The sequence below is a fragment of the Corallococcus terminator genome, from assembly GCF_003611635.1.
In the GTDB taxonomy this organism is placed as follows: domain Bacteria; phylum Myxococcota; class Myxococcia; order Myxococcales; family Myxococcaceae; genus Corallococcus; species Corallococcus terminator.
This window is the reverse complement of the sequence record NZ_RAVZ01000111.1, coordinates 9,388-27,289: the sequence shown is the minus strand read 5'-3', so window position 1 is coordinate 27,289 and position 17,902 is coordinate 9,388. Positions and strand designations below refer to the sequence as shown.

Below are 17,902 nucleotides of genomic sequence, written 5' to 3'. Positions count from 1 at the left end.
GGATGGCCACCGCCTGTGCATCGTGCCTGAGGCGACGCGGAAGGACGCGCAAGCGCTGGTGGCGTGGCAGCGGAGCAACGCGGTGGCGGCGCTGGACTGCACGCCGTCGCTGCTGAGGCTGCTGCTGGCGGAGGGCCTGCTGGAAGGAGAGGGAGCGCCTGCGCTGGTGGTTTCGGGCGGTGAGGCCCTCGACGCGGGCATGTGGGAGGTGCTGGGGGCCGCGAAGGGCACGCGCACCTTCAACGTGTACGGCCCGACGGAGTGCACGGTGGACGCGACGGCGTTCGCGGTGGAGCGAGGCACGCAGCCGACGGTGGGTGTGCCGCTGCACAACGTGAGGACGTATGTGCTGGACGCGAAGGGGCAGCCGGTGCCGGTGGGAGTGCCGGGCGAGCTGTACCTGGGCGGCGAGGGCCTTGCGCGAGGCTACCTGGGCCAGCCGGGGCTGACGGCGGAGCGCTTCGTACCGGACGGCTTCAGCGAGAAGGCAGGGGCGAGGCTGTACCGCACGGGGGACAAGGTGCGGTGGGGCCGGGACGGGACGCTGGAGTACCTGGGGCGAATGGACTTCCAGGTGAAGGTGCGAGGCTTCCGCATCGAGCTGGGCGAAGTGGAAGCAGCGCTGGGAGCGCAGCCGCAGGTGCGCGACGCGGTGGTGGTGGTGCGGGAGGACGCGCCGGGGGACAAGCGGCTGGTGGCGTACGTGGTGGCGCAGGCGGGCCACACGGCGGACGCGACGAGTCTGCGAAGCGAGCTGAAGGAGCGGCTGCCGGAGTACATGGTGCCGTCGGCGTTCATGGTGCTGGAGTCCCTGCCGCTCAACGCGAGCGGGAAGGTGGACCGCAAGGCCCTGCCGATGCCTGAAGCCGGCGCGGAGCGCACGAAGGTCTACGTGGCGCCGCGCAGCCAGACGGAGAAGGTGCTCGCCTCGCTGTGGGAGGCGGTGCTGGGCGTGAAGCAGGTGGGCATCCAGGACAGCTTCTTCGAACTGGGCGGGCACTCCCTGCTGGCGACGCAGGCGGTGTCGCGCATTCGCACGGCGTTCAATGTCGAGCTGCCGCTGCGAGCCCTCTTCGAAGCCCCCACCATCGCGGAGCTGGCCCTCAAGGTCGAAGCGGTGCTGGCCACGAACGCCGGCCTGACCGCCCCGAAGCTGGTGGCCTCCGTCCGCACGGGCTCGGAGCCGTTGTCCTTCGCGCAGCAGCGTCTCTGGCTGCTCGATCAGCTCCAGCCGGGGAGCGCGTCGTACAACCTGCCCGCGACGGTGCGGCTGACGGGCGCGCTGGACATCGGCGCCTTGCAGCGCACCTTCCAGGAGCTGGTGCGTCGGCATGAAGCCCTGCGCACGACGTTCCAGGTGCGAGACGGACAGCCCGTCCAGCACATCGACTCCACGCGCGACCTGCCGTGGGAAGTCGTGGCGCTCGACGCGGTGGACGCCACGCAGCGCGAAGCCGACATGCGGCGTCGTGTCGAACTGGAAGCGCGGCGGCCGTTCGACCTGGGCCGGGACTCCCTGCTCCGCGTCACGCTGTTGCGCCTGTCCGAGCAGGAACACGTGCTGGTGCTGGTGATGCACCACATCGTGTCGGACGGCTGGTCCACGGGCGTCCTCGTGCGCGAAGTGCAGGCGCTCTACACGGCCTTCTCGCAGGGCCGTCCGTCTCCCTTGCCGGAGCTGGCGGTGCAGTACGCGGACTACGCGGCCTGGCAGCGCGGGTGGCTCAAGGGTGACGTCCTGGAGTCGCAGCTCTCCTGGTGGCGGGCGCAGCTCGCGGGTGCACCTCATGCGTTGGAGCTGCCCACGGACCGGCCTCGGGCCGGAGTGCAGACGTTCCGGGGGGCCCATCGCACGGCGCAATGGCCCAAGGAGCTCGGAGCGCAGCTCAAGTCCCTGGCACGCCAGGAGGGCGCGACGCCCTTCATGGTGCTGCTGGCGGCATGGCAGGTGCTGCTGGCGCGCTACAGCGGTCAGCAGGACATCAGCGTGGGAACGCCCATCGCGGGCCGCAACCGGACGGAGCTGGAAGGACTCATCGGCTTCTTCGTGAACACGCTGGTGATCCGCGCGCGTCTGGAAGGCAGCCCTTCGTTCCGTCAGGTGCTGCGCCAGGTGAAGGAGACGACGCTGGGAGCGTACGCGCACCAGGAGGTGCCGTTCGAGAAGCTGGTGGAAGAGCTGAAGCCGGAGCGCGACCTGAGCCGCTCGCCGCTGTTCCAGGTGATGTTCACGCTCCAGAACGCGGAGGCGGGAACGTCGGAGGCCCCGGCTTCCGAAGGCGGCCTGTCGCTGCGCTCGCTCGAAACGCTTGGGGACACGGCGAAGTTCGACCTGACGCTGTCCATGATGGATGAGCCTTCAGGCCTCTTCGCGTCGCTCGAATTCAACACGGACCTCTTCGACCCGACGACGGCGGAGCGGATGTTGAAGCACCTGGGGCTCTTGCTGGCCGGGCTCGCGAAGGACGCGGATGCGGACGTCTGGGACGTGCCGCTGCTGGATGCGGCCGAGCGTGAGCAGGTCCTGCTGCGCTGGAACGACACCCATGTCGCGTTCCCCGCGGACGGTGCCGTGCACGAGCGTGTCGCGGCCCAGGCCGCGCGGGCGCCCGGGGCGCTGGCGGTCGAGTCGGCCACGGGCGTGAAGCTGACGTACGGGGAGCTGGAGGCGCGGTCGAACCGGCTCGCCCGGCATCTGCGTGCCTTGGGCGTGGGCCCGGAGGTCCGCGTGGGCCTGTGCGTGGAGCGCTCGCCCGAGATGGTCGTGGGCAAGTTGGCCGTGCTCAAGGCGGGGGGCGCCTACGTCCCGTTGGATCCGGCCCATCCCCGCGAGCGTCTGGCGTACCTGCTGGAAGACGCCCGGATGCCGGTGGTGCTCTCGCAGCGTTCCCTGCGGGATGCGTTGCCGGAAGGCCCGGCGCACGTGCTGTGCCTGGACTCGGACTGGGAAACCCTCGTGGCCCCGGAAGCTGGGGCGCTGGCTCCGGCGGTAGGAGGACAGCTCGCATACGTCATCTACACCTCGGGAAGCACGGGCCGGCCGAAGGGCGTGGAGGTGGAACACGCGAGCCTGGGCAACCTGGTGACGTGGCATCAGCGCGCCTACGGCGTGACGGCGGCGGACCGCACGACGCAGCTCGCGGGCCTGGCCTTCGACGCGTCCGTCTGGGAGATCTGGCCCACGCTCGCCGCGGGCGCGAGCCTGCACCTGCCGCCGGAAGAGGTGCGCACCGCGCCCTCCGAACTGGTGCACTGGCTGACCGAACGGCGCATCACCGTCGCGTTCCTGCCCACGGTGCTCGCGGAGGCGGTGGTCGCCCGCGAGTGGCCTCGCACGACCGCGCTCCGGACGCTGCTGACGGGTGGAGACCGGCTGCACCGAGTGGACATCGAGGGCCTGCCGTTCCAGGTCGTCAATCACTACGGCCCCACGGAAGGCACGGTGGTCTCCACCGCGGCCGTGGTGCGCGCGTCGACGCAGGCGCCGCCCATTGGTCAGCCCATCACCAACATGCGGGCCTACGTGCTGGATGCCCGCTTGCGACCGGTGCCCGTCGGAGTCGGGGGCGAGCTGTACGTCGCGGGCGCGGGCGTCTCGCGCGGATACCTGCGCCGGCCCGTGTTGACGGCGGAGCGCTTCATCCCGGATCCGTTCACCTCCGAGCCCGGAGCCCGGCTGTACCGGACCGGCGACCGGGTGCGCTGGCTGGCCGAAGGGACGCTGGAGTTCCTGGGTCGCGCGGATGATCAGGTCAAGGTCCGTGGCTTCCGCATCGAGCCCGGAGAGATTGAACAGGCGCTCACCCTGCACCCCACGGTGCGCGAGTGCGTGGTGGTCGTGCGCGACGATGCCCGGGGTGGCAAGCGGCTGGTGGCATACGTCGTCAGCGAAGGCGCCACGGCGACGGAGCCGTCCGTGCTCCACGCCTTCCTGCGCGAACAGTTGCCGGAGTACATGGTGCCGTCGGCGTTCGTGGTGCTGGAGGCCCTGCCGCTCAACACCAGCGGCAAGGTGGACCGGCGCGCGTTGCCGGCACCCGAGGCGTCCGTGTCCCGGACGGGCCATCACGTGGCCCCGAGCACCCCGACGGAGGTGTTGCTCGCGAGCCTCTGGGCCCAGGTCCTGGGCCTGCCCCAGGTGGGAGCGGAGGACAGCTTCTTCGAGCTGGGTGGGCACTCGTTGCTGGCCACCCAGGCGATGTCGCGCCTGCGTTCTGCGTTCGGTGTGGAGCTGCCCCTGCGTGCGCTCTTCGAGGCACCCACGGTGTCCCGCCTCGCGCGGAAGGTGGATGAAGCGGTACGCGCGGCCGATGACACCACGGGGGCCCGTGTTCCGGCCCTGATGCCCGTGGCGAGGACGGGCGCCGAGCCGCTCTCCTTCGCACAGCAGCGCCTGTGGTTCCTGGATCAGCTCCAGCCGGGCAGCGCCCAATACAACCTGCCCACCGCCCTGCGGCTGTCGGGCCGGTTGGACGTGCCGGCGCTGGAGCGCACCTTCGAGGAGTTGGTGCGTCGGCATGAGGCCCTGCGGACCACGTTCCAGGTCCGCGAAGGCGAACCGGTCCAGGTCATCACGTCGATGGCCACGGGGACGCTGCGCCTTATCGACCTCTCCGCTAGAGCCGTCGATGCACGGCAGGCCGAAGCGCGGCGCTTCGTGGAGAAGGAAGCCGCGCGTCCCTTCGACTTGAGCCAGGGTCCGCTCTTCCGCGCGACCCTGCTCACAGTGTCGGAAGAGGAGCACGTGCTGGTGCTCGTCATGCACCACGCGGTCTCCGACGGTTGGTCGATGCGGGTGCTCGTGCGTGAGGTGGTCGCGCTCTACAGCGCGTACGCCGAAGGCCGCGCCTCACCGCTGCCCGAACTGCCGGTGCAGTACGCGGACTACGCGGCATGGCAGCGGGGCTGGCTGCGAGACGAAGCGCTGGATGCGCAGATCGACTGGTGGCGTCAGCAGTTGTCGGGGGCTCCGAGGAACCTCGAACTGCCAACGGATCGGCCAAGGCCCGCGATCCAGTCGGTGCGGGGGGCGCTCGCTTCGGTGGTGTTGCCGAAGTCGCTGGAAGATGCGGTGTCGGTCCTGGCGCGCGAGGAAGGAGCGACGTCCTTCATGGTGCTGCTGGCGGCGTGGCAGGTGGTGCTGGCGCGCTACAGCGGTCAGCAGGACATCAGCGTGGGAACGCCCATCGCGGGCCGCAACCGGACGGAGCTGGAAGGACTCATCGGCTTCTTCGTGAACACGCTGGTGATCCGCGCGCGCCTGGAAGGCAGCCCATCGTTCCGTCAGGTGCTGCGCCAGGTGAAGGAGACGACGCTGGGAGCGTACGCGCACCAGGAGGTGCCGTTCGAGAAGCTGGTGGAAGAGCTGAAGCCGGAGCGCGACCTGAGCCGCTCACCGCTGTTCCAGGTGATGTTCACGCTCCAGAACAGCGCCAGGGGTTCTGAGGAAGCCCTGCCCGCGGGCGCCGGCCTGTCGGTGCGCCCCGTGGAGACGGACGGTGCGACGGCGAAGTTCGACCTGACCCTGGCGATGTCGGAGACGGGTCAGGGGTTCGCGGCGTCGCTTGAATACAACACGGACCTGTACGACGCGGAGACGGCGCAGCGACTGCTGGGGCACTTCGGGACGTTGCTGGTGGGGCTCACGCACGATGCGGAGACGAGCATCTGGGACCTGCCGCTGCTGGCAACCGAAGAGCGTCAGCAGGTGCTGAAGCGCTTCACGGGCACGGTGTCTCCTGAAGTGGCCGCGGGCACGGAGACGATCCACGGACGCTTCGCGGAGCAGGTGAAGCGGACGCCGGACGCGGTGGCGGTGGAGCACGAAGGGACGCGGCTGACGTACGCGCAGGTGGAAGCGCGTGCGAACCAGTTGGCGCGTCACCTGAGGACGTTGGGAGTGGGTGAAGAGAGCCGGGTGGGCGTGTGCGTGGAGCGCTCGGTGGAGCTGGTGGTGGCGGTGCTGGGCGTGCTGAAGGCCGGGGCCGCGTACGTGCCGATGGATGGGATGTACCCGAAGGAGCGTCTGGCCTACATGCTGGAGGCGACGGGCGCGCGGGTGGTGGTGACGCAGGCGAGCCTGGAGGACGTGCTGCCGGAAGTCAGCGGCCAGCGCGTGAGGCTGGACACGGACGCGAGCCTCTTGGCCACGTACGCGATGGACAGCCTGGGCAACACGGGCGGGGCGGAGCAGTTGGCGTACGTGCTGTACACGTCGGGAAGCACGGGCCAGCCGAAGGGCGTGATGGTGCGCCACGGCTCGGTGCTCAACCTGCAGGAGGGGCTGAAGCGGACGGTGTACCAGGGGCTGCCGGCGGGCTCGCGGGTGAGCCTCAACGCGCCGTTGGTGTTCGACGCGTCGGTGCAGCAGTGGGTGCAACTGCTGGACGGCCACCGGCTGTGCATCGTGCCGGAGGCGACGCGCAAGGACGCGCAAGCGCTGGTGGCGTGGCAGCGGAGCAACGCGGTGGCGGCGCTGGACTGCACGCCGTCGCTGCTGAGGCTGCTGCTGACGGAGGGCCTGCTGGAAGGAGAGGGAGCGCCTGCGCTGGTGGTTTCGGGTGGTGAAGCCATCGACGCGGGCATGTGGGAGGTGCTGGGAGCCGCGAAGGGAACGCGCACCTTCAACGTGTACGGCCCGACGGAGTGCACGGTGGACGCGACGGCGTTCGCGGTGGAGCGAGGCACGCAGCCGACGGTGGGTGTGCCGCTGCACAACGTGAGGACGTACGTGCTGGACGCGAAGGGGCAGCCGGTACCGGTAGGAGTGCCGGGCGAGCTGTACCTGGGCGGCGAGGGCCTTGCGCGAGGCTACCTGGGCCAGCCGGGGCTGACGGCGGAGCGATTCGTACCGGACGGCTTCAGCGAGGAGGCAGGAGCGAGGCTGTACCGCACGGGGGACAAGGTGCGGTGGGGCCGGGACGGGACGTTGGAGTACCTGGGCCGAATGGACTTCCAGGTGAAGGTGCGAGGCTTCCGCATCGAGCTGGGAGAAGTGGAAGCCGCGCTGGGAGCGCAGCCATCCATCCGCGACGCGGTGGTGGTGGTGCGGGAGGACGCGCCGGGAGACAAGCGGCTGGTGGCGTACGTGGTGGCGCAGTCGGGCCACACGGCGGACGCGACGAGTCTGCGGAGTGCCCTGAAGGAGCGGCTGCCGGAGTACATGGTGCCGTCGGCGTTCATGGTGATGGAGTCCCTGCCGCTCAACGCGAGCGGGAAGGTGGACCGCAAGGCGCTGCCGAAGCCGGAAGCCGGCGCGGAACGCAGCCATGAATACGTGGCGCCGCGCACGGAGACGGAGGAAGTGCTCACGCTCCTGTGGGCGCGATTGCTGGGCGTGAAGCAGGTGGGCATCCAGGACAGCTTCTTCGAACTGGGAGGCCACTCGCTGTTGGCGACGCAGGCGATGTCGCGCATCCGCACGGCGTTCAACGTCGAGCTACCGTTGCGAGCCCTCTTCGAGGCTCCGACGGTGTCCGGGCTGGCCCTCGCGGTCGAAGCAGCACGGAGTACAGGACAGGCGTTGACGGCGCCGAAGCTGGAAGCCGTGGCGCGGACGGGACGGGAGCCGTTGTCCTTCGCCCAGCAGCGCCTCTGGCTGCTCGATCAGCTCCAGCCCGGGAGTACCTCCTACAACCTCCCCATGGTGGTGCGTCTTTCCGGCGCACTGGACGTGGGGGCGCTCCATCGCACGTTCAATGAACTCGTGCGGCGTCACGAGTCCCTGCGCACGACGTTCCGGGTGCATGACGGCCAGCCCTTCCAGGAGATCGCTCCAGACCCGGCAGTGGCCTGGAATCTCACGGTGCTGGACGGCGTATCGGAAGCCAGTCGCGAGACGGAGCTCCGCAAGCAGGTGGGCACCGAGGTCCTTCGTCCGTTCGACTTGAGCCAGGGCCCGCTCTTCCGAGTGACGCTGATTCGCTTGGCGGCGTCGGAGCACGTGCTGGTGCTCGCGATGCACCACATCGTGTCGGACGGCTGGTCGATGGACGTGCTGGTGCGCGAAGTGGGCGCGCTCTACAGCGCCTATGCGGCGGGCCGCGCGTCACCGCTGCCCGAACTGCCGGTGCAGTACGCGGACTACGCGGCGTGGCAGCGTGGCTGGCTGAAGGGCGACGTGCTGGAGGCGCAGCTCGGCTGGTGGCGTCATCAGTTGGAAGGCGCGCCGCACGCGCTGGAGTTGCCGACGGACCGGACGAGGCCCGCGGTCCAGACCTTCCACGGCGCCAATGCGTCCCAGGTGCTCCCGAAGGCGCTGGAGGAGGCCGTCAAGGCGCTGGCGCGCGAGGAAGGAGCGACGTCCTTCATGGTGCTGCTGGCGGCGTGGCAGGTGGTGCTGGCGCGCTACAGCGGCCAGCAGGACATCAGCGTGGGAACGCCCATCGCGGGCCGCAACCGGACGGAGCTGGAAGGACTCATCGGCTTCTTCGTGAACACGCTGGTGCTGCGCACGAAGCTGGAGGAGGGCGCGAGCTTCCGACAGGTGCTGCGCCAGGTGCGTGAGACGACGCTGGGCGCGTACGCGCACCAGGAGGTGCCGTTCGAGAAGCTGGTGGAAGAGCTGAAGCCGGAGCGCGACCTGAGCCGCTCGCCGCTGTTCCAGGTGATGTTCACGCTCCAGAACGTGTCGACCCGAGCGGGCGAGACGCTTCCGTCCGGGCTCGAGTTGCGCCCCGTGGACACGGAAGGCACCACGGCGAAGTTCGACCTGTCGCTGGGGATGACGGAAACGGGCCGAGGTCTGTCGGCATCGCTCGAATACAACACCGACCTGTACGACGCGGAGACCGCACAGCGGTTGCTCGGGCACCTGGGCGTACTGCTGGAAGGCATCGCGAAGGACGCGGATGCGAACGTCTGGGACCTGCCGCTGCTGGAGGCGCAGGAGCGTCAGCAGGTGCTGAAGCAGTTCGCGGGCCCGGTGGCTCCGGAGCGTGAGGCCGCGGAAACGATCCACAGCCTCTTCGCGTCGCAAGCGGCGAAGACGCCGGGCGCGGTGGCGGTGATGCACGAGGGCGCGGAGCTGACGTACGCGCAGGTGGAAGCGCGTGCGAACCAGTTGGCGCGTCACCTGCGGACGTTGGGAGTGGGTGAGGAGAGCCGGGTGGGCGTGTGCGTGGAGCGCACGGAAGCGATGGTGGTGGCGCTGCTGGGCGTGCTGAAGACCGGGGCGTCGTACGTGCCACTGGACGCGACGTACCCGAAGGAACGACTGGCCTACATGCTGGAGGGAACGGGCGCGTCAGTGGTGGTGACGCAGGCGGGCCTGGAAGGCGTACTGCCGGAGTACACGGGCCAGCGCGTGAGGTTGGACACGGACGCGACGGTGCTGAGCGGCCACTCGGTGGAGAGCCTGGGCAACACGGGAGCGGCAGGGCAGTTGGCGTACGTGCTGTACACGTCGGGAAGCACGGGCCGACCGAAGGGCGTGGCGGTGACGCACGCAAGCGCGGTGGCGTTCTTGAAGTGGGCGACGGGGACGTTCAAGGCGGAGCAGTTGAGGGGAGTGCTGGCGGCGACGTCGCTGAACTTCGACCTGTCGGTGTTCGAAGTCTTCGCGCCGTTGGTGAGCGGCGGCACGGTGGTGGTGGCGGAGAACGCGCTGGCGCTGGCGGGGCTGAAGGAAGCGCACCGGGTGACGCTGCTGAACACGGTGCCGTCAGCGGTGGCGGAGCTGGTGAGAAGCGGAGGCATCCCGTCAACGGTAGAGACGGTGAACCTGGCCGGAGAGGCGCTGCCGAACCGGCTGGTGCAGGCGCTGTACGCGCTGCCGCAGGTGAAGGAAGTCAACAACCTCTACGGCCCGACGGAAGACACGACGTACTCGACGCACGCGCGAGTGGAGCGCGGAGCGAAGACGGAGCCGAGGATTGGGCGTCCGCTGGAAGGCACGCAGGCGTACGTGCTGGACGCGAAGGGGCAGCCGGTGCCGGTGGGCGTGCCGGGCGAGCTGTACCTGGGAGGCGAGGGCCTGGCGCGAGGCTACCTGGGGCAGCCCGGGCTGACGGCGGAGCGCTTCGTACCGGACGGCTTCAGCGAGAAGGCGGGAGCGAGGCTGTACCGCACGGGAGACAAGGTGCGGTGGGGCCGGGACGGCAGCCTTGAGTACCTGGGGCGAATGGACTTCCAGGTGAAGGTGCGAGGCTTCCGCATCGAGCTGGGAGAAGTGGAAGCCGCGCTGGGGGCGCAGCCATCCCTCCGCGACGTGGTGGTGGTGGTGCGGGAGGACGCGCCCGGAGACAAGCGGCTGGTGGCGTACGTGGTGGCGCAGGCGGGCCACACGGCGGACGCGGCGAGTCTGCGAAGCGCGCTGAAGGGGCGGTTGCCGGAGTACATGGTGCCGTCGGCCTTCGTTGCACTGGAGTCCCTGCCGCTCAACGCGAACGGGAAGGTGGATCGCAAGGCGCTGCCGAAGCCCGAGGCCGGAGCGGAGCGCACGAAGGTCTACGTGGCACCGCGCACGGAAACCGAAGAGGTGTTGGCGAGCCTCTGGGCGCAGGTGCTGGGTGTGAAGCAGGTGGGAGTCCAGGACAGCTTCTTCGAACTGGGAGGCCACTCGCTGTTGGCGACGCAGGCGGTGTCGCGCATCCGCACGGCCTTCAATGTCGAGCTGCCGCTGCGAGCCCTCTTCGAAGCCCCCACTGTGGCGGAGCTGGCCCAGAAAGTGGAGTCGGCTCGGCAGTCGGGCCGTCGCGCGACGATGCCCGCGCTCGTGAAGCAGGAGCGCAAGGGAGAGGAGCCGCTGTCGTTCGCGCAGCAGCGCCTCTGGTTCCTGGATCAGCTCCAGCCGGGCAGTGCCTTCTACAACCTGCCCGCGGCCGTCCGGTTGTCGGGGCCGTTGGACGTGGAGGCCCTGCGTCGCACCTTCGACGAACTGGTGCGGCGTCACGAATCCCTGCGCACGATCTTCCAGGTGCGTGACGGTCATCCCGCGCAGGTGGTCGCGCCGTCGTCGAAGTCGGTGCTGGAGTCGGTGGACCTCGAAACGCTGCCAGCCACGGAGCGTGAAGCCGAAGCCCAGCGTCGGGCGCAGTGGGAATCCCAGCGTCCGTTCGACCTGAGCCAGGGCCCGCTCTTCCGAGCGAAGCTGCTGCGGCTGAGCGCCACCGAGCACGTCCTGGTGCTGGTGATGCACCACATCGTGTCGGACGGCTGGTCGATGGGCGTGCTGGTGAAGGAAGTGGGCGCCCTCTACAGTGCCTTCACGCAAGGCCACGTGTCTCCGCTGCCGGAGCTGCCGGTGCAGTACGCGGACTACTCGGCGTGGCAGCGGGGCTGGCTGAAGGGCGAAGTCCTGGAGGCGCAGCTCGGCTGGTGGCGTCAGCAGCTTGAAGGCGCGCCGCCCGCGTTGGAGCTGCCGACGGACAAGCCGCGTCCGGCGGTGCAGCGCTTCCGGGGGGCGAGCCACTCGGTGGCCCTGCCGCGCTCGCTGCAGGAGCAGGTGAAGGCGCTGGCACAGCGGGAGGGCGTCACGTCCTTCATGCTCCTGCTGGCGGCCTGGCAGGTGGTGCTGGCGCGCTACAGCGGGCAGCAGGACATCAGCGTGGGAACGCCCATCGCGGGTCGCAACCAGACGGAGCTGGAAGGCCTCATCGGCTTCTTCGTCAACACGCTGGTCCTGCGCACGAAGGTGCAGGGGCAGCAGTCCTTCCGGCAGGTGCTGGCCCAGGTGCGAGAGATGACGCTGGGCGCCTACGCGCACCAGGAAGTGCCGTTCGAGAAGCTGGTGGAGGAGCTGAAGCCGGAGCGCGACCTGAGCCGTACGCCGCTGTTCCAGGTGTCCTTCACGCTGAACACCGCGCCGGTGGGCGAAGGCCAGTCCCTGCCGGGCGGGCTGACCCTGCGAGCGGTGGAGACGGAAGGCGCGACGGCGAAGTTCGACATGACGCTGTCCATGTCGGAGACGGGCCAGGGACTGGCGGCGACGCTGACGTACAACACGGACCTCTTCGAGGAAGGGACCGCGAAGCGGTTGCTCAAGCACCTGGGCGCCCTCCTGGAAGAAGTGACGGTCCGTCCCGACACCCGCATCGAGGAGGTGGTCCTGCTGCGAGGCGCCGAGGCGCAGCGGGTGCTGGTGGAGTGGAACCAGACGCAGGCGGGGTTCCCGCGAGAGGCGACGCTGCACGGCCTCTTCGAAGCGCGGGCGCGGAAGACGCCAGAGGCGGTGGCGCTCGTCAGCGAAGAAGGGACGCTCAGTTACCGGCAACTGGACGAAGCCGCTGAAGCCCTGGCGGCGAAGCTGCGCGCCTGGGGCGTGGGCCCGGAGGTGAAGGTGGGCCTGGCGCTGGAGCGTTCCGCGGCGCTGGTGGTGGCGCAGGTGGCCACGCTGAAGGCGGGAGGCGCCTGGGTGCCGCTGGACGTGGAGTACCCGGCGGAGCGACTGGGCTTCATGCTGGAGGACAGCAGCGCGACGTTGGTGCTGGTGCACGCGGCGCGGGCGCACGAACTGCCCCCGACGTCCGCGCGCGTGGTCCACGTGGAGGAAGCGCTCTCCGCGGCGGCCTCCGTGCAGGGCCTCGCCCGCGACGAAGCCCGGGATGCGGATGCCCTGGCGTACGTCATCTACACGTCGGGCAGCACCGGGAAGCCGAAGGGCGTGGGCGTGGGACACCGTGCCGTCGTCAACCACCTGCACTGGAGGCAGGAGCGCTTCCCGATGGCGGGAGGTGACGCGTTCCTGGCGAAGGCCTCCAGCAGCTTCGACATCTCGGTGTGGGAGGTCTGGGCCCCGCTGGTGAGTGGAGCGCGGCTGGTGCTCGCGAAGCCGGGAGGCCAGCGCGACACGGAGTACCTGGTGAAGGCGGTGGCGGAGCACGGCGTGACGCACGTGCACTTCGGGCCGGCACCCCTGGGTGCCTTCCTGGACACGGCGGGCGTCGAGGGCTGCGCGGGCCTGCGGTACGTCTTCTGCGGCGGTGAAGCGTTGGGAGCGGGGTTGCACCGGCGCTTCGTGAAGAAGCTGGGCGCGACGCTGGTGCACCAGTACGGCCCGACGGAAGCGTGCATCGACTGCGTGGCGTGGGAGACGCCGCGCGAGGCGGTGGAGGTGGTGCCGCTCGGTCGGCCCATCGCGAACACGGACGTGTACGTGGTGGACGAAGCCGGACGCGCGGTCCCGGTGGGCGTCGCGGGCGAACTGCTGGTGGGCGGCGAGGGCCTGGCGCGGGGCTACCTGGGCCGCGCGGACCTGACGGCGGAGCGCTTCATTCCGGACGGGCTGAGCGGCCGTGCCGGGGCGAGGCTGTACCGCACGGGCGACAAGGCGCGCTGGCGGGAAGACGGAACGCTGGAGTACCTGGGCCGGTTGGACTTCCAGGTGAAGGTGCGGGGCTACCGCATCGAACTGGGCGAAGTGGAGGCGGCGCTGGTGGCGCAGGCCGGGGTCCGCGAGGCCGTGGCGGTGGTGCGGGAAGACGCCGCGACGGGCAAGCGGCTGGTGGCGTACGTGGTGGCGAAGCCGGGCGAAGCGGTGGAGTCGCAGGCGCTGCGCGCGGCGCTGAAGCAGCGGTTGCCGGAGTACCTGGTGCCGTCGGCGCTGGTGGTGCTGGAAGCGCTGCCGCTCAACGTCAACGGCAAGGTGGACCGCAAGGCCCTCCCGGCACCGGAAGCGGGTCTGTCGCAGGCAGGCCGGTACGAAGCGCCGAGCACGGCGACGGAGGAAGTGCTGGCGGCCCTCTGGGCGCAGGTCCTGGGCGTGCGACAGGTGGGCGCCCGGGATGACTTCTTCGAACTGGGTGGACACTCGTTGCTGGCGACGCAGGTGGTGTCACGCATCCGCTCGGCCTTCGGGGTGGAGGTGCCGTTGAGGGCCCTCTTCGAAGCGCCCGTGCTGCGTGCGCTGGCGGAGCGGATCGACTCGGAGGTGGCGGGAGGAAAGGGCTCGAAGCTGCCCCCGCTGGTCGCGCGTCCGCGCACGGGCCGCGAACCGTTGTCCTTCGCGCAGCAGCGCCTGTGGTTCCTGGACCAGCTCCAGCCGGGCAGCGCGCTCTACAACCTGCCGTCGGCGGTCCGGCTGACGGGGCGGTTGGACGTGTCGGCACTGGAGCGCACGTTCACGGAGTTGGTGCGTCGGCACGAAGCCCTGCGGACCACGTTCCAGGGGCTCGAAGGCGAACCGATCCAGGTCATCACGCCACGGGCGACGGAGACGCTGAAGCGCATCCCGCTCTCCGCTCAAGAGCCCGAGGAGCGAAGGGCGGAGGCACGTCGCTTCGCGGAGGCCGAAGCCGCGCGTCCCTTCGACTTGAGCCAGGGCCCGCTCTTCCGCGCGGCGCTGCTCTCGGTGTCGGAGGAGGAGCACGTGGTGGTGCTGGTGATGCACCACATCGTGTCGGACGGCTGGTCGATGCGGGTGCTGGTGCGCGAAGTGGCCGCGCTCTACGCCGCGTACGCGGAGGGCCGTCCCTCGCCGCTGCCGGAACTCGAAGTGCAGTACGCGGATTACGCGGCCTGGCAGCGCGGGTGGCTGCAGGGTGACGTGCTGGAGACGCAGCTCTCCTGGTGGCGTCAGCAACTGGAGGGCGCGCCACGGGCCATCGAGCTGCCGACGGATCATCCGAGGCCTGCCGTGCAGACCTTCGTGGGCGCGAACGCGGTGGTGATGTTGCCGAGGTCGCTGGAGGAGGCCGTGTCGACGCTGGCCCGTCAGGAAGGAGCGACGTCCTTCATGGTGTTGCTGGCGGCGTGGCAGGTGGTGCTGGCGCGCTACAGCGGCCAGCAGGACATCAGCGTGGGAACGCCCATCGCGGGCCGCAACCGGACGGAGCTGGAAGGGCTCATCGGCTTCTTCGTGAACACGCTGGTGCTGCGCACGAGGCTGGAAGACAGCGCGAGCTTCCGGCAGGTGCTGCGTCAGGTGAAGGAGACGACGTTGGGTGCGTACGCGCACCAGGAGGTGCCGTTCGAGAAGCTGGTGGAGGAGTTGAATCCGGAGCGCGACCTGAGCCGCTCACCGCTGTTCCAGGTGATGTTCACGCTCCAGAACAACGCGAACGGGCAGGAGGGAGGCACGTCCGGTAACGAAGCGCTGGCCTTGCGCGAAGTCGATACCGGGAGCGGAGCCGCGAAGTTCGAGTTGTCGCTGGCCATGGCGGAGACAGGCCGAGGCCTCGCGACATCGCTCGAATACAACACCGACCTGTACGACGCGGAGACGGCCCAACGGATGCTGGGGCACCTGACGGTGCTGCTGGAAGGCATCGCGAAGGACGCGGACGCGAGCATCTGGGACCTGCCGCTGCTGGAGGCGCAGGAGCGTCAGCAGGTGCTGAAGCAGTTCGCGGGCCCGCTGGCTCCGGAGCGTGAGGCCGCGGAAACGATCCACGGTCTCTTCACGGCGCAAGCGGCGAAGACGCCGGGCGCGGTGGCGGTGGTGCACGAGGGTGTGGAGCTGACGTACGCCCAGGTGGAAGCGCGAGCGAACCAGTTGGCGCGTCACCTGAGGACGTTGGGAGTGGGCGAGGAGAGCCGGGTGGGCGTGTGCGTGGAGCGCACGGAAGCGATGGTGGTGGCACTGCTGGGCGTGCTGAAGGCGGGGGCGGCGTACGTGCCGCTGGACGCGACGTACCCGAAGGAGCGGCTGGCCTACATGCTGGAGGGAACGGGCGCGCCGGTGGTGGTGACGCAGGCGGGCCTGGAGGACGTGCTGCCGGAGTACACGGGCCAGCGCGTGCGACTCGACACGGATGCGAGCCTGCTGGCCACGTACCCGGAAGCCGGTCTGGACAACGCGAGCAGCGTCCCCAGTCAGTTGGCGTACGTGCTGTACACGTCGGGAAGCACGGGCCGACCGAAGGGCGTGGCGGTGACGCACGCGAGCGCGGTGGCGTTCCTGAAGTGGGCGACGGGGACGTTCAAGGCGGAGCAGTTGAGGGGCGTGCTGGCCGCGACGTCGCTGAACTTCGACCTGTCAGTGTTCGAAGTCTTCGCGCCGTTGGTGAGTGGCGGCACGGTGGTAGTGGCAGAGAACGCGCTGGCCCTTGCTTCGTTGAAGGAAGCGCACCGGGTGACGCTGCTGAACACGGTGCCGTCCGCGGTGGCGGAGCTGGTGAGAAGCGGAGGCATTCCGTCGACGGTTTCGACGGTGAACCTGGCGGGCGAAGCGCTGCCGAACCGGCTGGTGCAAGCGCTGTACGCACTGCCGCAGGTGAAGGAAGTCAACAACCTCTACGGCCCGACGGAGGACACGACGTACTCGACGCACGCGCGAGTGGAGCGCGGAGCGAAGACGGAGCCGAGGATTGGGCGTCCGCTGGAAGGCACGCAGGCATACGTGCTGGACGCGAAGGGGCAGCCGGTGCCGGTGGGAGTGCCGGGCGAGCTGTACCTGGGAGGCGAGGGCCTTGCGCGAGGCTACCTGGGGCAGCCCGGGTTGACGGCGGAGCGCTTCGTGCCGGACGGCTTCAGCGAGAAGGCAGGAGCGAGGCTGTACCGCACGGGCGACAAGGTGCGGTGGGGCCGGGACGGCAGCCTTGAGTACCTGGGGCGAATGGACTTCCAGGTGAAGGTGCGAGGCTTCCGCATCGAGCTGGGAGAAGTGGAAGCAGCGCTGGGAGCGCAGCCGCAAGTGCGCGACGTCGTGGTGGTGGTGCGAGAGGATGTGCCCGGAGACAAGCGGCTGGTGGCGTACGTGGTGCCTCAACCGAACCATCGCGTGGACGTGGCGACGCTGCGAAGCGAGCTGAAGGGGCGGCTGCCGGAGTACATGGTGCCGTCGGCCTTCGTGGTGCTGGAGGCCTTGCCGCTCAACGCGAACGGTAAGGTGGACCGCAAGGCCCTGCCGATGCCCGCGGTGGGAACGAGCGTCACAGGCAAGGTCATCGCGCCTCGTGACACGACGGAGTTGCAGTTGGTGTCGATCTGGGAGGACCTGCTGGGGATGCAGCCCATCAGCGTCGATGCGGACTTCTTCGAACTGGGAGGCCACTCACTCCTGGCGGTCCGGTTGATGACGGCGATCCGCAAGCGCCTGGGCAAGGGCCTGCCGCTGGCGGCGCTCTTCCTGAGTCCGACGGTGGAGCGACTGGCGGCACTCCTGCGTCACGACGCTGCGCCGTCGCTGTCGCCGCTGGTGCCCATCCAGCCGGAAGGCAGCCGTCCTCCGTTGTTCTGCGTCCACCCGGCCGGCGGCAACGTCCTCAGCTATGTGGAGCTGTCGCGGCAACTGGGACCGGATCAGCCGTTCTACGGCCTGCGCTCCCTGGGCATCGAAGGAGAGCAGGAGCCGCTGGAAACCATCGAGGCGATGGCGGCCACCTACGTCGAAGCCGTGCGCACGCAGCAGCCTGAAGGGCCCTACCTGCTCGCGGGCTGGTCCATGGGTGGCGCCGTGGCGTACGAGATGGCCCGTCAACTGCGCGCGGCGGGACAGACCGTGGCGCTGCTGGCGCTGCTCGATCCGGGCTCCGTGAGCCAGACCGGCGGCACGGGCACGGAAGGCGAGCAGATCAACCAGGAAATGGCGGCGCTCTTCGAGGAGGCCCCCGGGGCCGGCGACCCGCCTTCGAAGGATGCGCTCCTGGCGCGACTGCTGGACGAGGCGAAGAAGGCCGGAGCGGTGACGCCGGACGTGGAGCTGGAGGACTTCCGCCTCCTGATGCGCGTCTTCGAGCTCAACCGCAAGGCGACCCGTCAGTACACCCCCGCTCCGCACGAGGGCAGCATCACCGTGCTCCGCGCCAGCCGGAGCGTGGATGCCGCGCCGCTCGGTCGGGATCGCGGATGGGCCGCCCTGGGCCTGGGGGGCGTGACGCTGCTCGAACTGGAGGGCGACCACTACTCAATCCTCCGGGCCCCCCAGGTCACGCTCCTGGCGGAGGAGCTCCGCAAGCGCATCGCGGAGGCCCTGGAAGAAGCCGCGTCGAAGTAGCGCGGAGGGCCGGGCTCGCCACCGACATGG

At 69.7% G+C, this 17,902-nt stretch carries 1 protein-coding gene; it reads left to right on the top strand.

Going from position 1 to position 17,902, the window contains the following annotated elements; genetic code table 11:
- The coding region (locus D7V88_RS17580; RefSeq protein WP_120541799.1) for a non-ribosomal peptide synthetase at positions 1-17,872 on the top strand (17,872 nt) is incomplete at its 5' end.
- Positions 17,873-17,902 lie beyond the last annotated feature (30 nt).